Origin of the sequence: Nostoc sp. CHAB 5836, from assembly GCF_020829445.1 — a bacterium.
Lineage (GTDB): Bacteria > Cyanobacteriota > Cyanobacteriia > Cyanobacteriales > Nostocaceae > Nostoc.
The window spans coordinates 23,564-49,102 of record NZ_JAIVFV010000028.1; the positions used below are offsets into that span (position 1 = coordinate 23,564).

Genomic DNA, 25,539 nt, shown 5'->3' on the forward strand with positions numbered 1-25,539 from the left:
TTGATGACGCTTGCACCATTAACTCGCTGTTCTCTGAGGTTTGGCAAAAACAATAAGTCCTAAAAATTCCTTTAAGGTTTACCACAAGGTTTTTTTTAACGTATTGCTTGCAGTATAAAGGTTCTGAGAGTCCCATCTACCTCAGAAGCTAAAGGTTTATGTATGGAGATTTTGCCAGTTTTTGCCAAAATTTTTCTAGGCTCTTATTTTGGCAAAGGTATTGCTAAAAATAACCAAGTTGAGTTAGTTGTCAAGGTCTAAATAACTTATTTTTTATCAATCAAGTTTGAGGCTACACCACTTGAGCGTAATGCCATGTTCATAAGAATTTTTTGTGAATTAGCTTCTGGAGAATCATCATAGGGACGCCGTTGAATGTAAGTGCCATCGGCTTGTAATTCCCAAGCTTGGCGATTATCGGCCAGCATAATTCCCATAATTTCTTGCAAATCTTTAGCAATATCCGGGTCTTTCACTGGGGTAATTACTTCGACTCGGCGATCTAAGTTGCGGCGCATCCAGTCGGCACTACCAATATAGATTTCCTCCTGGGTATTGTTATGAAAATAAAAAACCCGAGAGTGTTCTAAAAAGCGACCAACAATGCTGATGATGCGAATGTTTTCACTGATGTCTTTGAGTCCTGGACGCAAACAACAAACGCCCCTGATAATTAAGTCGATTTGCACTCCGGCGCGGGAAGCTTCATATAAAGTGGCGATGATTTGTGGATCGACTAGGGCATTCATTTTGGCAACAATCCGCCCAGAAAATCCATTTTGAACATTTTCGATTTCGCGGTGAATTAGTGCTAGAAAGCGATCGCGCATATTCACAGGCGCAACCAGCAACTCTCGATAAGACTTTTGCAGGGAGTATCCTGTCAAGAAATTAAATAAATCTGTGATGTCAGCACCCAATTCTTCACGGCAACTAAACAATCCCAAATCTGTATACAGTCGCGCCGTTTTGGGGTTATAATTACCAGTGCCAATATGCACGTAGCGACGTATCCGGTCTTTTTCGCGCCGTACTACCATGACGGTTTTACTGTGGGTTTTCAGCCCCACTAAACCATAGACAACATGAACTCCAACTCTTTCAAGTCGCTTTGCCCAGTAAATGTTGTTCTCCTCATCAAATCGCGCCTTTAATTCCACCAGCACAGATATCTGCTTGCCATTTTCAGCAGCAGCAATTAAAGCGTTAACTATGGGCGAGTCGCCAGAAGTCCGGTAAAGGGTCATCTTGATGGCTAATACATTCGGATCGTAGGCAGCATGGGTAATAAAGCGCACCACTGTTGCCGAAAAGGATTGATAAGGATGGTGTACTAGCAAATCCTTTTCCCGAATCACAGCAAAAAAATCTTTTCCTTCGTCCGTTTCCAGTGCTTCTGGGTCTAAACTCGGTTCTCTCAGCCTTTGCAGGCGTAATGGGACAACAGATTGGCGTGGTGGATCTTTGAGTTCTGGCAATGGTAAGGACATAAAGTACATTAAATCCCGCAGTCCTAAAAGACCATCTACCTCGTAAACATCGCCATCTGTTAATTCCAAATCTTGCAATAATCGCGATCGCACTATTTCAGGAGTTTGGGATTGAATTTCTAGCCGGACTGGACTTCCACCTAGCCGGCGTTTTCGCAATTCCTGTTCGATCGCTAACAACAGATCATCTGCTTCATCTTCTTCTAAAACCAAATCGGCATCACGGGTAATGCGGAAGGGATGATATTCTTGAATATTCATCCCTGGAAATAAAGATTCCAAATTATGAGCGATCGCCTGTTCTAAAGGTACACCGATCCAGTGGGCAGGTTTGTCGCTGTTTTGATCTCTCAACTCAGGCGGTATCGGTAAAAATCGTGGTAGAACACTAGGGACTTTAACTCTGGCAAAGAATTCTTCTTCCGTGTCTGGATTTTTGACCACAACAGCCAGATTCAGACTGAGATTAGAAATAAACGGAAAGGGATGACTAGGATCAACAGCCAGGGGAGTTAAAACTGGAAAGACTTGTTCCTCAAAATAACTGTTAAGATGAGTTCGCTGTTTTGGATTTAAATCTATGTAATCCAGGATATGGATACCGTGATTTACTAGTAGGGGACGCAGTACTTGCTCAAAATGTTGGTGCTGTTTCTTGACGTGAGGAGTGAGAGTAGACCGAATATCGTCCAATTGTTGTTGTGGTGTCCGACCATCGGGAGTTAACAGACTAACTTTCGCCTCTACTTGTTGCTTTAAACCAGCAACCCGTACCATGAAAAACTCATCCAAGTTAGAGTTGAATATTCCCAAAAACTTCAGCCGTTCGAGAAGAGGCGTGCGATCGTCACAGGCTTCATGTAACACCCTGCCATTAAATTCTAGCCAGCTTAACTCTCGGTTAAGATAATATTGTGGATCGCTGAGATTAATAGGAGTAGCGCTTTTCTTAGATTTTGCCATAATGACTAAAGGCAGGCAGGAGTAGCCCATTTAACTGGGGGATAATAAACATAATAAGTTAAATGGTGCATGGAGGCGAAGCAGCTTTTCGGGGAGGAAAAAGGGAACTTCATTAGACATCTCCATAAATTAAATATGCGTTACCCAGAACCCTTGTAGAGACGTAGCAGTGCTACGTCTCTACATTTTTGGAGATGTCTATTTGTCCTTAGTTTCCTTCGTTGCCGTGGCAAACGGCAATTGCAGATTTTGGTCGTAGATAAACTCTTTGTTAATTGCTACTTCTCGTGTGGGAAAAGTTTCGGTACTGGTCATGCCATCTTGATTAGGAACTCGCAATGTGTACCTACCAATAGGAATTCCATCCAGACGATAAAGACCAAATTCGTCAGTCACTGCTGATAAGACGCGTGTGCCGGCAGCATTGACTAGTTCCACTTGCACTTGTGGCATTGGCTTACCTGCCACATCAGTGATGCGTCCTGCTAAACCGTATTCTAATCTTGTGGTGAAATCTAAACGAGTCACAGCCGACGCGGCTACTTCTGCTACTATACTAGTTTTGACGGTAGCAAGTTCTATAGGCAACCGATCTGGATCAAGTTCAACAACGTAGATACCTTCTGGGAGGTTGCCAACAAAGAATTTGCCAGAGGAGTCAGTTTTAGCTGTGCTAACTCTGTTGTTGCGACTATTTAAGACGCGGATATTTGCCCCACCTAAGTCAAAGTCTTTCTTTCCTCCTTCGACTACAATTTGCCCACCGATCGCACCTTTTTCTTGTCCCAAACCAGAAGACCTAGCTGGAATAACACTACCTCCGGCAAAAGATAAATCTGACACTAGTAAAACAGTCAGGCGATCGTCTCCAAATCCACCCAAAAGGTTTCTACTTCTGGAAGGAATGCTTTGATATTCCACCCTGGCAAATAAGCCTGGTAGCACCTGCATACTAGCACCAACAACTGGCCCGACATCGCCATCACTGTAAGCAAGTCCTACTCTCCAATTCAAGCCGTTGGGGTTCGGAGAATTATAATTTAGGGTCGTAGAGTAACGATCTGCTAAATCGCCACCAAATTCGCTACCGAAAGATAACTGATATTGTCGGTTCAAATTATAGGTCAAATCTGAAGTGTATACATTACCAAAAGTATTTAAACTAAGTCTAGTTGAGCTATTTGGGTAATAGAAAGCAGTAAATAAATATCGCCCATCCAAATCGGGTCTACCCCATAAAGATAAGCTCTTAAAAGGAATTAGAGAAAAAGTAGGTGAAATATAACTAGTGCCTGTATATTCGTCTTGGCGATTACGGGCAATAAATCCCAAGGAAAAATTATTACTGAAACGATATTTTGCTTCCAGGCTATGGTTGAAGCGATCGCGCAATTGACTAGTTGAGTTATATCCATTAGGAAACAATTGCGAATTCCCGATAACTTCTAACCGACCCAAATTTAGGCTGAAATCGGTTGTATAACCAAGTTGACCACGTGATGTACCGATACTACTAGCGAGAACAAGTGGATTTGCCAGTCGCCAAATGAAGCCTGCTTGTGTTTGTACAGTACCCGGAACAGCTTGCACAGAACCTTCAAAAGTTAGATTATCTGAAAATCCTTGGCGCAATTGATAAAATCCAACCAGCTTACCTGATTCGGAACCGTAATCTCCAAATAAGGAATCCTGTGCTAAATTGCCACTTAATCCCAACCCACTTAGCTGCACATTGCCACCTGCTGGAAGCAACAAATCAGAAACATTGATATTTAAAGAGCGAATTTCAATAGGTATACTAAGATTATTGCGATCGTAGACCAACAGTTCAATTTCATTGGTGTTACCAGTAGGTAAATTTACATCAATAAGCTCATATCTACCATTGAGTCCAACCTGTTGTTGTGCAAATACAATTCCCCCTACTCTTAGCTGCACAAAACTTGCTGGTGGTACTTGACCTTGAAATGTTTGTAAAGGTCTACCTCGTCTGGGTAAAAGTTCAGATGCACCGTACTGTTGTGAAAACCTATCGGCAGCTAAATTACTATAACCAAGTTGTACTCCCGTCAAATTCATCCCGTTCAGTAAAGGATGCAAACCAACTTGTTGCCTACCGATTTGATAGCGAAATTGATTGGTACGTTTATAAAAAAAGTATTCAGAAACATCAGGTTGATTGACAAAAGTATTATTCAAACGTACCCGCCAACTGCCTCCTGCTAGTCGTCCCCCTAAAAGAGTAGAACTACGTACCCGTGTGTCTCTAGAATCGTTGGTAATTTGTAATTCTTGCCTTAAATTGGAAAAGGCGCTGCTAGGAGGTATAACTTCAGGTTGTAATTCAGATACTGGCTGTGGAGAGTTCCCACTATCACGTCGCCAGGGCAAATTAATACTCAAAGTTAAATTAGCAGCATCAAACTCTATCAAAGTAGATAATTTTTCTTTCAGCAATGTCTGACTAATATATGTTATTCCCTCAATTTGCTTCAGGTTACTTGTTTCTAAATTAACAACTCCCAGAGGAGTTTTTATTTGTGTTTTACCTTCAATATTTTCAACACTGAAACTAGCGATTTCTGCAAATTCTTGGAGGGGAACTAAAATAGTATTAGCATCCATACGAATATCTAAACTACCAACTTCTCTATTGTTGATAATCACCCCGACCAAAAATTTTCCATTTGTTGCCTTGATATTTTGAGTAATAGTACTTGTTCCTGTCTCTACAGGTGTGGAAGTATTCCTCAGTTTATCTACTGGGTTAATATCATTAGTAGACTTTGTATTTGTCACTTTGGGAGTGCTATCTGTAGTATTGGTAGGATTTTCGTTGCCATTTTTTGCTTCTGTGGGAGTATTTGCAATCAGCTTAATTGCCGAATGAGGAATTTTTGATGAAACTGGTAAAGCTATTTTAATAGTTTGATTAGTCGAAAATTTAGTTACATATTCTTGAGCTTTGGTAGCAATAGTAATGGTTGCTGTTGAATGGTGAGACTGGATCTTATCAACTGTATAATCTAAAATTTTTACTTTTAGCGTTGTAGAAATAAAATCTTTTGTAGAGGCGGGTATCATGTGTTTATCTTGTCTTGATAAACTCATTTTTTTCTTATTTAAACGTTTATCAAAAACATTTTTTTGCTGTGTTAAAGTAATAGAAGCTACAGGTGGCGTAGGTGGTAAAACTAGATGCAACATATCTTAGCTAATCACAAAAACTATATTGAAAGTGGGAAGATAATTCAGCAAAGATTGATAATCAAAAAAGCAATGAGGATGTTTTGAAAGTATTGGGCGAATATAATTCCCTACTACACAAGCATTCGCGTAGCGTTCCCTAGGGAAGTCCACCTCCAATAGCAATACTGCGTAGGTTTTGCATAAAAAATAGAAATGTGTAGGTTGGGTTGAGGAACGAAACCCAACATTTTCATGGGTTTGTTGGGTTTCCCATTGCGTCAACCCAACCTACGAATATTCACAAAGCGTGCAGTATTGCCTCCAATAGGGTTCGGTTAAGCCCAAAAAATGAAAATATGTAGGTTGTGTTGAAGAAAAAAACCCAATATATTGCAAGGTTTCTTGGGTTTCACAACCTTCAACCCAACCTACAAATATTCTTAACAAAACCTTATTGAGTCCACCTCTAATAGGATGTTTGAAAAGTCCTTTCGTCGGTAGCAAAACGTTATTGATCCCCCCTTAAAAAGGGGGGCTTTAATTCCGGTTCCCCCCTTTTTAAGGGGGGTTAGGGGGCAATACGGTTTAGTTAGCGTCAAAAACCTTGTATTGCGTAGGTTGGGTTGAGGAACGAAACCCAACCGAAGAGCGGGGTTTGTTGGGTAACACTAAAGTTCAACCCAACCTACAATTATCCTTAACTGAACCGTATTGGGTTAGGGGGGATCGATAAGTGCAAAGATACAGCTAACTACTTTTCAAACATCCTCTAATAAATTCAGGCGCAGTATAAAATCAACTCTGCCTGATTATTTCGGCTTTTAATTAAGCAAAAACTATTTACTACGAAGACGATTTCTCAAATTTCGAGAACCAGAAGACCTAGTTTGATTTGAGGCACTAGTAGTAGCTTTTGGAACAGTAAAGGGAATACCTTGATCGATTTTTACTCCGTTCAATTCGCCGTTAATATCTAATACGTATTTACCCGGTTCTAATGTTTGGGTAATAGGTAATTCGAGTTGATGACGAGTATTAGGTAGTACGGGCGCTAGTGGTAAACTTCCCGCTGCTAATAAATTATCTGGGAGCTTTTTTCCTGGTTTTTCCAAGTCACCTATAGGTTTTGTAGCCGCAGCTCCTGGGTATTTAGCAGCAGGCCAAATGGCATATTGACCTTTTAGGCGGACATAACCATTACCTTGGCTAGAAATATCAAATAGGGCTGTTACACCATTGGATTGAGGAGCTACAGTAACTGAATTGAGTACACCAACTCGCTTGATGTCTCCTACATAGCCATAGATAACAACCCCTAAGCGTCCTACAGAACGCACACCCTGGGATTTCTGGCTGGCAGAAGGAATTTCTTCAAAATATAGTACAGCACGGTATTCACCTGGTTTAGGTTGAACTTTGGGACGAATAGCAAAACGTATAGTCTGGGCGCTGCGAGGGGGAACGGTAAATTGAGAGGGAGTGAAAACAGTCCACTGATCTAATGATTCTTCAGTGGAAGGCATTTCTACCAATTTATTGTTTTCATTCATCTTCCAAGTCCGCACATAAGCTTTGAGTTCAATCGGCTCAGAAGATGGGTTGAGTACGCGAATCGCTTGAGTGCGAGTTTTGCGGCTAATTTCTAGTTCAATTCGGTTTGGGCTGACACCAATATTCAAAGCTGTGGCGCTTGATATCCCCAGGGAAAATGCCCCTATTAAACTTAAGGCTAAATGTGTGGCTCTGCGAAACATATCTTTACATACCATTTTTAGGTAAGTATTATTTACTACTAATGTTGGTTTACCGTGACCGTTATTACACCCCCATAGCCACCTGCAATTCCGACATTAGCGAGATCGAATTGCAACCGCACACCCCCCTGAACTAAAGCTGTGTTGGTATTCTCATCACGAGATATCTCGATAATGGGTAACGGTTCCACAACAACCGGCATTGTTTGGTCAGAACGGTAATTGCTACTAAACCCATTATTTTGTCCATTTTCTGCTCTCAGTTCATAAGTGGCATAGAGAGAACCCACTTTGTCTATAGGAACGCGCATCTGCCAAAGCTCTGGTAACTCGCGGGTAATTACCGTATGAAACTGGGGAGGAGCTAGTAGGTCTTGCTCATTCCTCACTGTCTGACTAACGGGAGCAGGTAAAATTTCCCCTAACTGTTGGGGAGGAATGGTCAGTTGTTGAGGGGTTGATATCTGATAGATTTGTGTTGGCTCTGGCAAATTTAGAGATTGGGCTACAACTTGTGACTGTGGCCAAGTCAGAAGTGCCAGTAACATACCTAAGCAAGACTGAAAATAAATTGTCTGATTGCTAACCATTTGGCTGTAACTGTCTTTAACCACGAAAATGGCATTATCTGGTTGGCATCCTGCTTGCCTAGTAATGGCAGCAAACAAGATGCCTACACCAGTAATCATGGAACTATGGAGCTGTTACGCTAACATTTACGACACCTCCGGTGTACGCACCAGCCTTCGTAGCACCACTCAAGTTCAAGTCTAGATCTGCACCACCAACGTAAGGTGTACTTAAACCAGGTGCTGCACCTGTGTAATCACCATTGATGGCGGCAATGGTTGCACTACCACCATTTGCACCTGTAAGAAGATTGGTAGCACCAGGAGCAGTCAAGGTGACAACAATACCGTTATCGGGGTTGTTAGACCAAACAGCATATAATTCATCTACGGTTTTTGTGATACTACCGCCTGTTAAACCAGTAAATGGACTAGTTCGATTGATAGAAGTAGCACCGGTCGTGGTAGGAGGCGCGTTGAAGTTTGTTCCAATTCCAGCTGTAGTTACTGCCGTACCTCCTGCTAAGTCAGCTTCAGTAATAGCTAAATCAACTGTTTGGAAAGTCCGCAAATAAAGTACTTCTGGCACAGTAATTTGAACAGCCACGTTTTGGTTAGTAGTGAGCTGGGCGTGGGCTGGTGCTGAGAACAAAGAACTACCGACAACGGCGGTACCAGCAGCAACGATAATGGCTAGGATGTTATTTTTCATGATTCAAATTCGCTCCTCAGTATATTTATGTGAATTTAGTTAGTTTTGAACTTCCCAATTGGCTTCACTATTTAGGAGTGATAGGACTTACGCAAAATAATGAAAAAACGAACCGCAAAGGGCGCAGAGGACACAAAGGAATAAGAGTTTCAGAGAGTTATTGCGTAAGTCCTAAGTGATTTTCCAGGCTTCGGAAAGTTGTTTGAGACATTGATATGGAATTGAGCAAAGGGAAATTCTTACTTTATGACTTGGTTATAAACATCACCTCCTTTTCATAAAACCCACAATTCTGTTCCATCCGTCCCGTTGGTGGCTGTGAAGAATAGTTGTGTACCAACGACAGTCAGATGGGTAGGGTTGGCATTGCCTGTTGAGTTAATATCGCTCACCCTTCTTGTACCTACATCTGTGCCGTCACTACTCCACACTTCTCTATCGTTTGCAGACTCAGAAGCTACAAAATAGAGGGTATTACCAAAATTAACGAGACTACTAGGAAAACTGTTGTTTGGATCTGGGCCTTCCCAGATATCGTTGACTAGAACTGTACCTGCATCGGTGCCGTTACTCTTCCACAGTTCTAGTCCTGTTGTGCTGTCATAGGTTGTGAAGTAGAGAGTGCTACCGACAGCAGTTAGATACAGTGGGCCAAAACTAATATTCGGGGCTTTTGTCAGGTCATTTTTGACCCTCACAGTTCCTGCATCAGTGCCATTGCTCTTCCACAGTTCTTGCTTGAAGTCACCATTGCTATCTGTGACGAAATATAAAGTATTACCTAAACCTCTAAGTTCGGTTGGCCCAAAACCACCTGTACCAGAGGTAATATCTTTGACAATAGTTGTTCCTGCATTGCTGCCATCACTCTTCCATAGTTCAAGACCCTTAGTACCATCATTGGTAGTGAAGTAGAGAGTGCTACCAATTGCAGTAAGTGTGGCAGGATCTGAACCCAATGCACCAGGTCTGATGTCCTTGACAAGGGTGGTTCCAACTGCGGTACCGTCGCTTGACCATAGTTCAACACCGTTAACTGAGTCACTGGCGGTGAAATACAGTTTGTTGTTAAATGCGATGAGATTGCTGGGACTGGAACTTTTGGAACCTGAGTAGATATCTTTGACCAAACTAACTGTCGTGCCATCGTAAGCCCAAAGTTCATTGCCGTTAGTACCGTCATTTGCAGTGAAGAATGTTTTATTACCAACTACAGTGAGATTGTTGGGGTCTGAACTACCAAGTCCAGGATTGATATTGCTCACTCTATTGGCTGTCGTACCATCGTAAACCCAAAGTTCTCTACCGTTAGTACCATCATCAGCGCTCAAGAGTAACTTGCTGCCAAAAATCGTGAGTTTGTCTGGGTTAAAACTGCCGGGGTTAATGTTGGTGAGCTTGGTTGTACTTGCTAGGCTGCCGTCACTCTTCCACAGTTGGACGCCGTTGCCATCGTTGGCAGTAAAGTACAAGGTGCTACCTAGCGCCGTGAGATTATTCGGGTTAGAACTACTTGAGCCTGGGAAGATTTCAAACTTCTCAATTTGACGATCGCTTAACAGACTTAGGTTGTAAAAAGTGTTAGCACCAAGAGAGTTAATCCGAACGTAATAAGTACCCGCTACAAGGTTATTAGTGACAAAGGTAAATTCTGGTGTATTTTCTGAGAGATTAAAGCTTTGGAGGGTAGTTCCGGTGCTGTTGAGTAAATCCACACGAGGATTATCAGATAGGCCAAGAAGAGAGACGGTTAACTGACTCTTATAAAGCAGATTGAAACGGTAATAATCGTCTGTGTCGATATTGCCAATAAAATCGCTAAAGTTCTGGGAACCATCTAGAGTGCCAATATTTTTAGCTGTACCTCTCGTGTTTGGCGCTATATCAGGGGCAATAGGAGTAGAGGAAACACTCAGATCGTAGTTAGTTGCTGCACCAGAAGCCGGGTATACTCGGATATAGTATGAGCCTGCATTCAAGCTGTGGCGAATAATGTCTGGAGTAATACCAGTCTGGCTAGAAGTCGCGATCGCTGTGCCGTTGCTGTGGAGCAGTTGGACGTTGGCATCTGCTGTTTGAGGTGTTAATGTCAGACCAACTAGAGCGATCGACGTTAAATCAAAACGGTAATAGTCGTTACTATCAATGCTATTTATATAGTCTGTGAAGGTTGAAGCCGTAGAGCTTAAGGTATTAATATTGCGAGCCGTCGCCAGGGTGTTCCCTGCATTGTCTACTGGGTCGGCAGCAAAGTTAAGATTCAAAGTGTAGTTTGTCGCACTTGTGGAACCAGGATAGACTCGAATGTAGTATGTACCGCTAGCAAGGCTGCGACTAATTGATTCTGAATTAGTATCAGTTTGAGTGGAAGTTTGGATAATTGTTCCAGAGTTATTCTGTAATTCCACATTGGCATCACCTCCTAAACCATTGAGGTTCAAGCTGAACGCCCCACTATTTACTACGTCAAATTTGTAGTAATCATCGTTATCAAGGATGACACCTCTATTGCCAACATAATCAGTGGTAATATAGTTACTAGTTAGAGAACCAATGTTGAATGCTTGCGCCTGGGAGTCGTCACCGGCTTTATTAATGTTAATTGGATTAGCTGAGAGGCTGAGGTTGTAATTAGTGCTTGCACCACTCACTGAACCGACACGGACATAGTATAAACCTGGATTCAGGCTGCGAGTGAGTAATTCTGGTGTTGTACCGCTAGAATTGGCAGTTTGGAGAGTAGTACCGCTTTCGTCATACAGTATTAGACTTGCGTTACCAGTTAAGTTATTCAATCTCAGCGTCACGGCGCTAGCGGGGTCGCTGCTGCTAGCACCAATGCGGATTTTGTAAAAGTCGGTAGGATCACTACTAGTAACAGAGTCCTGAAAAATACTGGAGTTGTTGCTGAGTGAACCACCTATATAGAGTGCAGATGTAGTATCTAAAGCTGTACTTCTGCTACCTCCTGGATCTGGAAATCCTGTATATGTTGTTGCCATAGTATTTTTTCTAAAACTCCGATGCTTATAATGGCTGCAAATTACTTGTAGTGCAATACCCTTGGGTTAAGCCTAAAACTCTTTGTCAAAGTTAATTTTTTTAACGAATCGCCTTCTCTTCTTAGGCTGACGCCAACGCGAGTGCGTCTCGTAAGAGTTGGACGCAAAGAGAAGGAAGAAATGCTTCACTCAAGCGTATTGTTTTTTAATCGTAAATTGCTCTAAGTACAGCTTTGCTTAAAATCGTGGCCAATTGAGGGTTGAAATTTAAACGCAAAGGGGCGCAAAGGGAAGCGCAAAGGTTCGCAGAGAATTCGCTACGAATTAATGAAATGTTGTACTAAGACTCTAATCATTGGAGCAAGGTGATAATTGGATGACAGCTTTAGAAAAAATTGCATTAAGTAATTACAGGCTATTTATTTGTAGTAGCTTTTTATTGTTCTCTCAAATACCTCCGTTAGAATTTATTTCAGGTAAACTCTAACTTTTACATAAAATATAGTGCTACAGTAAATTTACGTAAAATTTTCAGATGGAAATTTGAATTTTAAAGTATTGCCTAATTCTGCGATTTCGATATTGTGTTCATTCGCTGAATGTACATTTCGTCATGTAGATTGATCATTTTTTTTCAGTAAATAGGGCAACCAATTTTAGTTATGGGGTAATAATTGCGTTAGCGTAGCGGGGCGCATTGGTGTCAAGTTAACCTGAAAGTTATGTCCCGCAAGGAACTGAAGTTCCTTGCTCATAGCTCAAGTCATCTAAAAGATGACTAAATAATCGGAAAAGTTTTTAGTCTACTGAAGTGGACTTTAGCTAAAAGCCAAAGAAATTTATTTCAGGGCGGGCGTGTCAGCCAACAGATAAGCTGTTCCACATTTAAGTTGCATAATTAGGGTGCTGATGTTGCCCACCCCACAAGAGTTAATACTGCGTAGGTTTTGGCAAAAAAATAAAAAACGTGTAGGTTGGGTTGAGGAACGAAACCCAACCGAAGAGCGGGGTTTGTTGGGTAACGCATTGCTCAACCCAACCTACAAATATTAAAAACCTACGCAGTATTGCCACAAGAGTTATATTAATTTTGAATATGCAAACTAGGTGTGGTTTCAATACTGCTCGGTTAAAAAGATTTGTAGAAGATTTGTAGGTTGGGTTGAACTTTAGTGTTACCCAACAAAAAGAAAGAAAATGTTGGGTTTCGTTCCTCAACCCAACCTACGCCAGAATGATTTTTAAGTTTAACCGAGCAGTATTGGGTGTGGTTTAGCTTAAGAGATTTTTATAGGACTTACGCAACTGGCATATTATTTTGAGTTTGTAGTGTTGGTGAGTGCGTCTCGTTGGCGTGGTCACTGAGCGTAGTCGAACTCATGTTAAGAAGAGAAGAGAGGAGTTTAGTCCTCTTTCATCAGTGCGATCGCAATAACTTTGCGGCCTAAGTACAGATGCAGCATAAAATCGTGGTGAATTGAGGGTTGAAATTTAAACGCATAGGCGCTTCGCCTTCCCGCAGGGTAGGGGCGCAAAGGGAAGCGCATAGGCGCTTCGCCTTCCCGTAGGGTAGGTTCGCAGAGAATAATACTTTAACAGGCTTTGCTAAACAGTCAGAGGAAGCGAAAGGACTAACAATTATTAAAAAACGTTAAGCTATATTGAAATAGCCACGCTGTTGACTGAATATCATATTTAGAGCTATTAATAAAAGTTAATGAAAGCTACACATATTGATATAGAAGCGATGAGGTTAAAAGCTCTACGCCAGTATCAAATTCTTGACACGGAACCCGAAGAAGCCTACGACAATCTTGCTCAGTTAGCGGCTTTTATTTGCGGTACTCCCATATCTTTGGTAAATTTCATTGATGAAAATCGTCAATGGTTTAAGGCAAAAGTAGGTTTAGATATATCAGAAATGCCCCGGAGTGTTGGGTTATTTTATCTATGTCAAGAGCAGCGTAGCGTTGTGGTAGTTCCTGATACTTTAGCTGATGAAAAGTTGGCAAATAATCCGGTAGTGACTGGCTATCCGTACATCCGGTTTTATGCAGGTGTACCCTTAATTACTCCCAGGGGAGATATGTTAGGAACTCTGTGTGTAATTGACCAAGTTCCACGGGAATTGAGCCAAAAACAAGTGGAGGCGCTTGTGGCTCTGAGTCGTCTGGTAATCGACCAATTAGAACTCAGATATCATGTGACTGAGGTATCTCAAATTACCGATAAAATAATGGCATATGAGGAAGCAGCCCGCGCCCAATCTGAAGCTGCCAAAATCCGCATTACTAATCTTCTGGAAAGCATCACTAATGGGTTTTTTGCCTTAGATAAAAAGTGGCAATTTACTTATATTAATGGTCAAGCAGAACGGCTGTTGCAAAAAACTCAGAATGAGCTTTTGGGTAAAAACATCTGGGAAGTGTTTCCAGAAATTATCGGCACAACATTCCATCGTGAGTATCACAGAGCAATCTTAGAACAGGTGTGTGTGGAATTTGAGGAGTTTTATCCGCAACTAAACTGCTGGCTTCATATCTATGCTTATCCTGCAAAAGACGGCTTGTCTATTTATTTCCAAGATGTTACTGAACGGCGGCGAATAGCAGAAGCACTACGAGAAAGTGAACAACGTTGGCAATTAGCATTACATGGTAATAATGATGGTATTTGGGACTGGAACCTTAAAACTAATGAAGTGTTCTTCTCAACTCGATGGAAGGAAATGCTCGGCTATAAAGACCACGAAGTTTGCAAGCATTGGGATGAATGGAGAAAACTAATCCATCCCGATGATCGAGATTGCGTACTTGAAGCTTTCCAAGACCACTTTGCCAGGAAAACACCGTTTTACGTTTGTGAATATCGAGTCCAGTGTCAAGATGGTAGGTATAAATGGATTCTAGATCGAGGACAGGCACTTTGGGACGCATTGGGTGATATGGCGCGGATGGTGGGTTCTTATACTGATATCACAGATCGCAAAGGAGCAGAAGAAGAATTAAAGCGGCAAAATATGCGATCGCAACTATTTGCCGAAATTACCCTGAAAATTCGAGAATCTTTACAAATAGACGAAATCCTTCAAACCACAGTCACAGAGGTACAAAAACTACTACAAGCTGACCGAGTTTTGATTTTTCAACTGCGTCCTGATGGTTCGGGAACAGTGGTGCAAGAGGCGGTGCTACCTGGTTGGGCCGTAATTCTGGGAAGAAATATTTTTGACCCCTGCTTTAAAGAAGAATACATAGAAAGATATCGTCAGGGAAGAGTTAGTGCCATTGAAGACATTGAAGTTGCTCATATCCAACCTTGTCATCGAGAATTTCTTGGACAATTTGCTGTCAGGGCTAATCTCGTAGTGCCGATTCTTGTCAGAGATGGCATTTGGGGCTTGTTGCTGGCTCATCAGTGTGCTGCACCTCGAAGGTGGAATAACTTTGAGACGGAGTTGTTACAGCAACTAGGTAATCAAATTGGAATTGCTTTATCTCAAGCGCAACTATTAGAAAAACAAACTCAGCAAAGTCAGGAACTTGCCCGTTCCAATGCAGAATTGGAACAGTTTGCCTATGTTGCTTCCCATGACTTGCAAGAGCCGTTGCGGATGGTAACTAGTTATTTACAACTATTAGAGCAAAGATACAAAAATCAACTGGATGCCAATGCCGATCAGTTTATCACCTATGCAGTAGATGGGGCCTCCCGGATGCAGACCTTAATTAACGATTTGTTGAACTATTCTCGCGTCAGCAGCAGGGGACAGCCCTTTATGCAAGTTAATTGTAGTATTGTCTTAGAACAGGCGATCGCTAATCTGCAAATTGCGATCGCAGATAGTCAAGCAGTTGTCACTCATGATTCTCTACCTGAAGTGATGGCTGATGCTACCCAATTAACACAAGTATTTCAAAACCTGATTGCCAACGCGATCAAATTTTGCCGTGATCAGCAGCCACGAATTCACATTGGGGTAGTAAAGGGAGATACAAATCTAGATGGAGAAAGTTTAAATTTTATCCCGTCGGCAGATGAATGGTTGTTCTGGGTGCGCGATAATGGTATTGGTTTGGAATCCCAATACGCTGAACGCATATTTATAATTTTTCAGCGCTTGCACGGTAGAGGCAAGTATCCAGGTACTGGAATTGGTCTGGCAATTTGTAAGAAAATTATAGAACGCCACGGCGGCAGGATCTGGGTTGAGTCAAAACTGGGTCAAGGCTCGACTTTCTACTTCACAATTCCAGATAGAGCTCTCAAGCAATGGTGAAAACCATCACAGCAATTATGTCTATTCAGGTTTTGTTGGTAGAGGACAATCCTGGTGATGCCCAACTCACACGCATCGCCCTAGAAGATAGCAGAATCTCGATTCACTTGAGTGTAGTCGAAGATGGTGTAGAGGCAATGGCATTCTTGCGAAAACAGGAAAAATATGTCAATGCAGCCCATCCAGATATTGTCTTGCTGGATTTGAACCTGCCGAGAAAAGATGGACGAGAGGTATTAGCAGAAATTAAAGGAGATGAAAACCTCAAACGAATTCCTGTAGTAGTTTTGACGACTTCCCAAGCTGAAGAAGACATTCTCAAAGCTTATAACCTTGCTGCCAACTGTTATATAACTAAGCCAGTAGATTTCGATCAGTTCGTTAAAATTGTACAATCAATAGAAAGTTTTTGGTTTGCGATCGTAAAACTGCCACCGGAGTAGTGGAAATGGCAGGTAAAAATATTAAAGTCTTGCTAGTAGAAGATAACCCTGGTGATGTCTTTTTATTACATGAGTTTTTAAAGGAAGTTACTACAATTGTAGTTGATTTGATTCCCGTTGAGCGGCTTGATGAAGCACTCAACTACCTAGCAAAGGAAGTTTTTGATGTAGTTCTGTTAGACCTCTCGCTACCAGATAGCCAGGGACTAGAAACCTTTGTCATCGCTCACCAACAGTCAAAAGCAACTCCGATAATTGTGCTGACAGGTATAGACGATGAAACCCTGGCAATTAGGGCAATGCAGCAAGGAGCGCAGGATTATTTAGTGAAAGGGCAAGTAACTGGTGACTTGCTGGTGCGTTCAATGCGTTATGCCATCGAACGTCAACGAGCAGACAACGCACTGCGCCAGAGTGAAGAACGATTTCGGGTTGCTCTGAAAAACTCTCCCATCTTCGTCTACAACCAAGATAGGGAGTTACGTTACACCTGGGTTTACAATCCCCCCTATGGATTGACAGTTGAGGAAATGTTGGGGAAACAAGACTTGAATATTATCCCAGTTGAAGATGCTCAACGTCTAATCACTATTAAACATGGGGTGCTAACCACCGGCATAGGAACGCGAAAGCAAGTATCAATTACAATAAAACATACGACTCGATATTACGATTTAACTGTCGAACCATTGCGAAATGAGTCACAAGAAGTTATCGGCGTGACTTGCGCCAGTATAGATATTAGCGAACAGCAAGCAGCGCTGCGCGATCGCAAATTGGCAGAAGAAAAAATCCGTGAACAAGCAGCATTACTAGATGTCACCACAGATGCCATTTGTGTGCGAGATTTAAAGAATCAAATTATCTTCTGGAACAAAGGAGCAGAAACACTTTACGGCTGGCGAGCCACAGAAGCTTGGGGCAAAAATGCTACTGAGCTTTTGTTTGACGAACCTTCACCAGAAATCGAAGCGGCTCTATTGCAAGCTATTAGTAAAGGTAAGTGGCAGGGTGAATTAACTAAACTTACCAAGCAGGGCAAGGAAATCCTCGTTGCTAGTCGCTGGAGTCTGGTGTACGACGAACAAGGGAAACCCAAATCGATTCTCACCGTTGACACAGATATTACTGAGAAAAAACTTCTAGAAGCCCAATTGTTTCGCGCTCAACGGCTGGAAAGTATTGGCACTTTAGCTAGTGGCATTGCTCACGACCTCAACAATATCCTGACACCGATTTTGGCAGGAGCGCAACTGCTACCGCTCAAATTTCCCGATGCAGATGAGCGAACTCGTCATCTACTAGAGATTCTAGAAATCAACGCTAGACGGGGCGCTGATTTAGTCAAACAAGTGCTGTCCTTTGCGCGGGGTGTGGAAGGAAAGCGCATCACTTTGCAACCCAAGCATTTGATTGTGGAAGTTGCCAAGATTCTGAAAGAGACATTTCCCAAATCTATAGAAATCAGCACTGATGTACCGAAGGATTTGTGGATGGTTTCTGGAGATAGCACCCAACTACATCAAGTGCTGATGAATCTCTGCGTTAACGCCCGTGATGCTATGCCCAATGGCGGTACTTTGAGTATGTCTGCGGAAAATCTATTGATTGACGAAAATTATGCCCGTATGAACCTGGAAGCCAAAGAGGGGCCTTACACAGTGATTACTGTCAGCGATAGTGGAATTGGGATTCCTAGAGAAATTTTAGATAGAATTTTCGAGCCATTCTTTACCACAAAAGACGTGGGACAAGGCACTGGTTTAGGACTTTCTACCGTACTGGGAATAATTAAAAGCCACAGAGGTTTTGTCAACGTGTATAGCGAACCGGGAAGTGGCACTAGCTTTAAGGTTTACTTACCAGCAGTGGAGGGAATGGAAACATTCAGCCCAGAAGATTTGCCATCACAGACAGGACATGGAGAATTGATTTTGGTTGTGGACGATGAAACTGCCATTCAAGAGATTGCGAGAACATCGCTAGAAACTCACAACTATAAAACCCTAATTGCTAGTGATGGCATTGAGGCGATCGCGCTATACGCTAAAAATAGGGACAAAATTAGTGCTGTACTAATGGATATGATGCTGCCCTCGCTGGATGGTTTAACTGCCATCCGTACTTTGCGAAAAATCAACCCCCAAGTCAGAATTATTGCCAGCAGTGGACTTATGTCTGACAACAAGCTCAGTGCAGTAGCTGCTATTGGTGTCAATACATTTTTGTCGAAGCCCTATACTGTCAACGAATTATTGCTTTCTTTACAAAAGGTATTATCGTAAAATATTGTCATTTTCCATTTTTAATCATAAGCTTATTAAGCAGCAGATACACGCCCAAAGGTATATTCTTTGAGGGTTGATTTCATCCTTGCAAAGAATAATTGCAATAATTGCTGAGAAAAAACGAAATTGAATCTTCTCGTCAAAAAGGGGAAAATTAATGCCTTTTGATTTTAGCAGTGACGGTAGAGATAACTTTATTCGCCAAGAGAAAGGTGTTTGGGATGCAATACTTCTCAGTTAAGCACTTTTAACTCAGAATCGGGTTTTGGGAAAAGGTAAACCGACATTCCGCACTCTCAATTGTCACAATCCGTTCTTACTGTTTTTTAGAAGGAAATATAGCTAATAAAGAATGCTTTGAAAGCATAATTTCTAGCTAAAAAACAAGAAAAATTTCAGTGATTATGGTGTGTGACACCCTTGGGTGCGGAATGTGGGATACACAATATCAGTAGATCACAGGACTTACGCAACTGGCATATTATTTGGAGTTTGTAGTGTTCGCGAGTGCGTCTCGTTGGCGTGGTCACTGAGCGTAGTCGAAGTGCAGCCTAAGAAGAGAAGAGAGGACTTTAGTCCTTAAAATCAGGGCTGTTCGCGGAGCGTTCCCGTAGGGTAGCCCTTACTACAAACTAAAAGCTTTTATTTTTTGTGACACTTGCGTAAGAGACCATTTAGAAAGTAAACCTTATAGCGGTTCTCGCTTGGGTGGAGTACAGTTTTGACCTCTCTCCAAACCTCTCTCCTAAGAGGAGAGAGGCTTTGAATCTTACTCCCCAACGCTAGAAGGGAAGGGGCTGGGGGTTAGGTCTGTATTCCATGCAATTGAGAACCGCTATAAATTGTAGGGTGCGTTAAAGCAGCGCGTAACGCACCTGGAGATATGGTGCGTTACTGGGGAAACTGTTGGTATGGGTTTTAAATAATCAATAGACATCTGGTGAAAAAAAAATGTAGAGACGTAGCACTGCTACGTCTCTACAAGGGTTCTGGGTAACGCATACTTAATTTCACCAGATATCTAATAGTAAGTCAGAGATACAAGCCAACCCATAACAAGAAATTTTGTTCTACTAATCAAGGACAAGAATCATGAATGCATTGCTAACAACAAGCCAATTCAAAGCTCCATCTCCAAATAATTGTCGAGATTTTTGGCAATTATGGGAATCAGAACAAGATGATTTTTACAAATGTTGCCTAAACTGGATGCTAGGTAATTCTCATGATGCCGAAGATGCACTAAATCAGGCAATGCTCAAAGCCTGGAATGAATGGACAAAATATGCAGATAAAATTACATATCCTAAAGCGTGGTTAACTCGACTTATTTATAACTTCTGCATGGATGTGCATCGAAAACGCAAACGAGAAGCCAGAAGAATTGAAAACATTGATGATATTAAATTTGCAGATTATCCAGCATTTGCTTCTAGGGGAGATTTTCCTGAATCCAATATTTTGAATTTGGAGATGCAAGCATATCTCTGCCACCAAATTGAATCATTAGCTGACAGACTGCGCCATCCTTTTATTTTACACTGCTGCCAAGATAAATCCTATCAAGATGTCGCCAAACAACTCGCCCTCTCTGAAAATAACGTTCGCAAACGAATTCAAGAGGCGCGAAGGATTCTGCAAAAGCAGTTAAAGAAGTATCTTGCAGGGGAAGATAATACTTCTCTAAATTCCCTCTCATCATCCTTAAAAAAGGTAATTCCGATAGTGGAAGAGTTTCAATCTGATGAAACACTTCGACCCTTCGACGATCTCAGGGCATCGAAAGCCCAGTGTGGTGCAGTGATTTGTCATTGGGAATCACCAATACCAACAAAAAACAAGCACGAACAAATTAACTATAAAGTAACCGTAATATGTCTGGAAACCTTGCCACTTTCTTGGTACAGTTCACCCAATTCTCTGGGCTGGAGATGAATGCTCACTTGGTTGTAGAAGAAAAACCAGCTAGACAACAACAGAAACTCGTCACGTTAAGTAAGTATATTCAGAAATATCCCCAAGGATGGAAAAAAAGATTAGAACTGGCTGATTTGCTTTACGAGATGGGAAACTGGCAACAAGCAGTTGCAGAATATCGTCAAGTGATTTCACGACAACCTCAATTAATTGATGTGCGGCTGCAACTGGGGAAAATTTTGCAGCTGATGGGACTAGAACAAGAGGCTATAGAAATATATGAAAAAGCCTTATTGTTGTCTCACAATGAAGGGACTCAGAATCATATAAATGGATTGATTGCAGTTTGCAGAGGTAAGAGTCAGAAGGCAATTATCGCTTTTAATTTAGCAGCTGCTTTAGAACCTGACAAAGTAGTTCACTGGCTGGCTTTGGCACAGGTGCATCAGAAGGCAGAAAATCCTTTTGGTACTCTTAGTGCCTTGGAGCAGGTTTTGTCAATCAACCCAGATGATGTTGTGGCGTTGATTCACAGCTATGACGCATTGATGGCGGTGGGGGATATTCAAGCAGGTAGAGAGCGGTTGAACAGGGTTATAGCCTTAGCTGGACATGATTTGCGGGTACTGCAACGACAAATTGATCAGCGTTGTCAGATGAGATTGGTATCTGGTAAAGAGGGGAAGCTGACTAAAAGTTTGATTACCTTTGCATTGCGACAGGCTCCTCATGGGGCTGAGGCTCACAAATCGCTGGCATATTATCACATTCTCCGTGGGGATTGGGCGCAAGGTGTGGAGGTGTTAGCAGAGTTTACCGCAGAACACCCACATCATCCTTATGGTTGGTATTACTATGGACGGTGCTTGTTTGACACGGGGGAATATCAGAAGGCGGCTGAGATGATGGAGAAAGCTTATCATCTGTATCCCGATGATTGTGAAATTTGTCGGGGGTTGTGTGAGGTTTTACCGCTTGAACCTCTCCCCCTACCCCTCTCCTCGCAGGAGAGGGGAGTAAGAGGTCTTGCTTCCATAGTGGAAGAGATGTTGAAGCGGTTTCCTGAACGTTGGAGTGTTTGGGCTACTGCGGGACGAGTCTTAGTGGAATGCTTTCAGGAGATTGAACGAGGGTGTCAGGTTTCGGAACAGGGGACAAAACTACAGCCCCAGTTAGCTAATGCTTGGTTTCGTCATAGACGGGTTTTAGCCTTAGCTGGTAAACATCAAGAAGCGGTGGAGGCGTTGGAAAAAGGATGGCATATTTCACCAGCAGGGGGTTATCTGCAATCAGTACCTGGGTTGGTTTGGCTGGGGGAGAGTTACCAAGTACTGGGGGATGTTGGGGCTAGTAAGCGATCGTGGGAAGCCGCTTGCGAGGGAAGTCAGGAATTGAGGGCTTTTAACCCGGCTGCGGCTGATTACTGGTTAGGGAGAGCCTTGGTGGGGTTGGGGGATAGGTTGGGGGCGATAAAGGCTTATGAAAGTGCTTTGAGTCAGGAGTTGTTGTATCCGGCTCGTGGGGAAGTTGAGAAGACTTTGCAACGGCTAAAAGGTAAGAAGCGGAAGGGCTCTGAGAGTTGAGGGCGGATTTTTGGAGAGGAAATTTGCCTGTAAGTCGAAAAATTCCGAAATTGGGGTTGGGGAACGTCTAAAGAATGTGGGGAGAAAAACCCTGAACACAAAGAAATTAATTAAAGGAAAATTATGCAAGGAAGCAAAGTCACACCAAAAGAATGGTTGGAATTCATGAAGCAACCATTTATTCCAGGTATGAGTGTTCAGTCTGTCGGGGCTGCACAGGTTATGGCACCCGCGAATGCATTGGGGGTTGGGGATTATGTTAAAAAAGCAGACGATGCTGCTACTCCAGGACCGGCACCAGGAAGTATTTTTGAGGGAATGCAGACTATTGCCGATCTCTCCAGAACCCGTGCCAACTATAATCCTCTAGATCCACAAGGCACTGGCAACAAGCAGCATTTTCTCCAATTTACACAAAATATCGCAGATGCACCTTTTTTGAGTCTAATCAATGCAAGCACTACAGAGGTCCATCAAAGAAGCACTGATGCCAGTGTATTAGTTAACTCTTTCGTAGGTGCTTTTGTCGGTATTGCAGACAATGATAAAAAACAAGTTGAGGATTCGGTAACAAATTTGGTGAACGCAGCACTTTCTTGGTCTAATCAACAGCAAAGACTTTCCAATTTTGCACAAAACTTATTGCAGACCAACCCTAGCGGAGTGGAATTCCACTTGTACAGCAGTGTGTTTGAAATCTATACCACGAACAATAAAGGAGTCATCACTTTTGAGTCTTCCTACTATCTATTAAGAGCTGTATATCAACTATCTCAAGCTTCTTGGAATGACATTAAACCAATTTTTGATCAGCAAAAGAAAACGAGTACGGAAGATTGGCTTAACAATATGAAAACCCCAACAAAGAGCGATGGATCCAGGGCATTATGTCTTTCTTAATCTGAGTTGTTGACTTATATTATCATGGTCTGATGTTCAAATGTCAGACCTTTTTCAATACTGCTCGGTTAAGCCTCTTTTAGGCATTATAGACAACGATATTTCAAGGGTTTGAGCCTACTTTCTTTCCTTAACCGAGCAGTATTGAGACCTTTTTTAGCATATACCTGGAGCAAAAAAACATGGTACACACACTTTCAAATCCTGACAGCAAGTTTCTGGTCATTACTAGCCTCATCGGGACTGACAAATCAATTGTGTTGGAGCAAACTAAAGAACTTCAGCCCCCCGTTCCTCCCCAAGGAAATCCTGAATATCAAACTTTTCTTCACAACTTTGTACACAGCCCAGCCAATGTTATGTCTACCATTGCAAGCTTTCTCCAAAGAACGGCAGAATGGGATATAACTTCGCCAAATAATTTTCAAAATTACTTGAACTCGTACAATGGCGCTCCTTTCATCAGAGGATATAGTAGCGGTATATCTGATAGTAAAACAGAATATAATTCTGTTCACTCTTTATTGTCTGGGGTTTATTTAATTGCTAATGTTCCCACATCAAGACAAAACGATGAATACGGTCTTAAGGAATGGTTGGATGGGGACTTTGAAGATACTCCCAAAACACTACATATCATTACCCAGAATTTACAAGCTACAGGAGGGAATTTGTTATTGTTATTTACGCAATCTAATTTTATTATTTCCTATTTCTGTCGTCGAAATACGAGTACTATCAATAGACTCAATCCCACTTATAAGCTTTCAGGAAATATTACTATTGCCACAGTGACGATCAGCGGAGCATATTACTTTGAAGATAATGGGGCACAATTTTTGCCATTAGGGTTTGTCAATGTAACGGATTGGATCAAGAAAGCTTCTACTCCGCCTATCCAGCCTCAAAGCTGAGGAGCGTATAATATCAATTAGACATCTCCCGAAATTAAGATTCAGATACCCGGCTACAGGGCGATTGCCTCCCAAATGCGGGTAGGCGATCGTTTGGGGGAATGTGGGAAAGGTGATCGTTTTGGGGATTTATAAGGGCGATCGCTTTTTTGTGGGGAGATGGGCGATCGCTTTTGTGTAGGGAGAAAGGCGATCGCTTTTTTGTAGGGAGAAAGGCGATCGCTTTTGTGTAGGGAGAAGGGCGATCGCTTTTGTGTAGGGAGAAGGGCGATCGCCTTTTTGTAGGGAGAAAGGCGATCGCTTTTGTGTAGGGAGAAGGGCGATCGCTTTTGTGTAGGGAGAAGTGCGATCACACTCTTATTTGGAGGAGTGCATAGGTGTAGCTCATCATAGGCGATCGCTGACAAAATATGCGCTACACCAGTGATTGAAAAATTTCCACACAGTGTGATCGCAAAAACGCTGGCTTTAGTGCGATCGCTTAGTTACACTAATTTTAGTATTGAGACAATATGTTAAAATACAGTGCAATGAAAGCAAATGCCAACAGTTCTATATATAAGGGGATGGCGATTTTTCTTTTATTCAGACGAAGGAAATGAGCCGATTCATATTCATGTGCAGAAAGGAGACAGTGAATGTAAATATTGGCTAGACATCGATCTATACGAAATTCGTCAGGCTTATTCCTATGGAATGTCATCACGAGGTACGCGAGAAGTCAAGAAGATCATCTTGCAAAACTTTGATGAAATAGTAGATGAATGGCAAACATTTAGGAATCAACAAAATGGATAAGCAATGCAGTGTATCAAACATTGACTTTAATGGAGAGTTGATGACTCTATCAGTAGATGGTAAAACTTATCAAATCCCAATTGTCCAAGCATCTAAGCGACTTGCTCAAGCCACAGATATCGAGCGGAAAATGTATCGGATTTCTCCATCTGGTTATGGTATTCATTGGTACGCCATTGACGAAGATTTGACAACTCAAGGACTAATCAAACTAGCAGAGATCGCCAAGACAGCCTAAAGTGCGATAGCAAAGCGCTGCTGCAAGCAGATCGCACATTTTGTAGAGAGAAGGGCGACGCCGTAAGCGACGCGCAAAGCGAGTCTTCTCCCAAAGGGAGACGATGCCGCGCAACGAGCGTCATAGCCCGTCGTAGACATCGCTTTTGATTTGGAGGAGTGCATAGGTGTAGCTCATCCTAGGCGATCGCACTCTTATTCGCTAAACTACAAAAACATATACTTATTATCATGTATTCAACCAGTCAACACGAACAAATTCTAGAAGCGATCGCTTTTTTGTCGGAAGATGGCGATCGCTTTTTTGTCGGGAGTGTGATCGCTTTTGTGTAGGGAGAAGTGCGATCACCTTTTTGTCGGAAGATGGCGATCGCTTTTTTGTCGGGAGTGTGATCGCTTTTGTGTAGGGAGAAGGGCGACGCCGAATAGCCCGTCGTAGACATCGCTTTTTTTATAGGAGATTGGGGAGAGTGATCGCTTTCTTGTTGGGAGAGGGGCGAT

17 protein-coding genes are annotated in these 25,539 nt (G+C 42.2%); 9 read left to right on the forward strand and 8 right to left on the reverse strand.

Annotation, left to right across the window (positions count from 1 at the left end):
- Positions 1–266 precede the first annotated feature (266 nt).
- The 6 genes from ppk1 to LC605_RS08500 all read right to left on the reverse strand — a co-directional run bounded on the left by ppk1 (position 267) and on the right by LC605_RS08500 (position 11,679).
- Positions 267–2,453 carry a polyphosphate kinase 1 gene (ppk1, locus tag LC605_RS08475; protein ID WP_229547125.1) on the reverse strand — a complete coding sequence of 729 codons (2,187 nt, stop codon included), beginning with the start codon at positions 2,451–2,453 and terminating at the stop codon, positions 267–269.
- A 198-nt stretch (positions 2,454–2,651) separates the two neighbouring features.
- Positions 2,652–5,660 carry a carboxypeptidase regulatory-like domain-containing protein gene (locus LC605_RS08480; RefSeq protein WP_229547126.1) on the reverse strand — a complete coding sequence of 1,003 codons (3,009 nt, stop codon included), beginning with the start codon at positions 5,658–5,660 and terminating at the stop codon, positions 2,652–2,654.
- 818 nt (positions 5,661–6,478) lie between these two features.
- Positions 6,479–7,396 (reverse strand): molecular chaperone, encoded by a 918-nt coding sequence (locus LC605_RS08485; protein WP_229547127.1) that lies wholly within the window; start codon positions 7,394–7,396, stop codon positions 6,479–6,481.
- Between the two features lie 38 nt (positions 7,397–7,434).
- Entirely contained in the window at positions 7,435–8,085 is a 651-nt protein-coding gene (locus LC605_RS08490; RefSeq protein WP_229547128.1) for a hypothetical protein, read from the reverse strand.
- 4 nt (positions 8,086–8,089) lie between these two features.
- On the reverse strand, positions 8,090–8,677 hold the full coding sequence (locus LC605_RS08495; RefSeq protein ID WP_229547129.1) for a hypothetical protein: 588 nt from the start codon (positions 8,675–8,677) through the stop codon (positions 8,090–8,092).
- Between the two features lie 275 nt (positions 8,678–8,952).
- Entirely contained in the window at positions 8,953–11,679 is a 2,727-nt protein-coding gene (locus tag LC605_RS08500; RefSeq protein ID WP_229547130.1) for an ELWxxDGT repeat protein, read from the reverse strand.
- A 1,717-nt stretch (positions 11,680–13,396) separates the two neighbouring features.
- On the opposite strand from LC605_RS08500, the gene LC605_RS08505 reads away from it, so the two are divergent.
- The 7 genes from LC605_RS08505 (at position 13,397) to LC605_RS08535 (ending at position 24,003) form a co-directional block, all read left to right on the forward strand.
- Positions 13,397–15,958: a GAF domain-containing protein gene (locus tag LC605_RS08505; RefSeq protein ID WP_229547131.1), complete on the forward strand. Its 2,562-nt coding sequence runs from the start codon at positions 13,397–13,399 to the stop codon at positions 15,956–15,958.
- Positions 15,955–16,401, forward strand: a complete 447-nt coding sequence (locus LC605_RS08510; RefSeq protein ID WP_229547144.1) for a response regulator — start codon at positions 15,955–15,957, stop codon at positions 16,399–16,401. The genes LC605_RS08505 and LC605_RS08510 overlap by 4 nt, the downstream gene beginning before the upstream one ends.
- Before the next feature lie 5 nt (positions 16,402–16,406).
- Complete coding sequence (locus LC605_RS08515; protein ID WP_229547132.1) at positions 16,407–18,686, forward strand: response regulator; 2,280 nt, start codon at positions 16,407–16,409, stop codon at positions 18,684–18,686.
- A gap of 1,095 nt (positions 18,687–19,781) precedes the next feature.
- The gene (locus LC605_RS08520; RefSeq protein WP_229547133.1) at positions 19,782–20,624 is read left to right on the forward strand and encodes an RNA polymerase sigma factor; all 843 of its coding nucleotides are present in this window, start codon (positions 19,782–19,784) and stop codon (positions 20,622–20,624) included.
- Positions 20,564–22,189, forward strand: coding sequence for a tetratricopeptide repeat protein (locus LC605_RS08525; protein WP_229547134.1), 1,626 nt, complete (start codon positions 20,564–20,566; stop codon positions 22,187–22,189). Before LC605_RS08520 ends, LC605_RS08525 begins: the two co-directional genes overlap by 61 nt.
- Before the next feature lie 123 nt (positions 22,190–22,312).
- Positions 22,313–23,089: a hypothetical protein gene (locus LC605_RS08530; protein ID WP_229547135.1), complete on the forward strand. Its 777-nt coding sequence runs from the start codon at positions 22,313–22,315 to the stop codon at positions 23,087–23,089.
- A 182-nt stretch (positions 23,090–23,271) separates the two neighbouring features.
- A complete protein-coding gene (locus LC605_RS08535; RefSeq protein WP_229547136.1) occupies positions 23,272–24,003 on the forward strand; it encodes a hypothetical protein in 732 nt (243 codons plus the stop codon).
- Between the two features lie 53 nt (positions 24,004–24,056).
- Here the strand turns inward: LC605_RS08535 and LC605_RS08540 are convergent, their stop codons facing one another.
- Positions 24,057–24,410: a hypothetical protein gene (locus LC605_RS08540; RefSeq protein WP_229547137.1), complete on the reverse strand. Its 354-nt coding sequence runs from the start codon at positions 24,408–24,410 to the stop codon at positions 24,057–24,059.
- 133 nt (positions 24,411–24,543) lie between these two features.
- On the opposite strand from LC605_RS08540, the gene LC605_RS08545 reads away from it, so the two are divergent.
- Positions 24,544–24,801, forward strand: coding sequence for a DUF4160 domain-containing protein (locus LC605_RS08545; RefSeq protein WP_229547138.1), 258 nt, complete (start codon positions 24,544–24,546; stop codon positions 24,799–24,801).
- Positions 24,794–25,039, forward strand: coding sequence for a DUF2442 domain-containing protein (locus tag LC605_RS08550; RefSeq protein ID WP_229547139.1), 246 nt, complete (start codon positions 24,794–24,796; stop codon positions 25,037–25,039). Before LC605_RS08545 ends, LC605_RS08550 begins: the two co-directional genes overlap by 8 nt.
- A 244-nt stretch (positions 25,040–25,283) precedes the next feature.
- Here the strand turns inward: LC605_RS08550 and LC605_RS08555 are convergent, their stop codons facing one another.
- Entirely contained in the window at positions 25,284–25,481 is a 198-nt protein-coding gene (locus LC605_RS08555; protein ID WP_229547140.1) for a hypothetical protein, read from the reverse strand.
- Between the last annotated feature and the right edge of the window lie 58 nt (positions 25,482–25,539).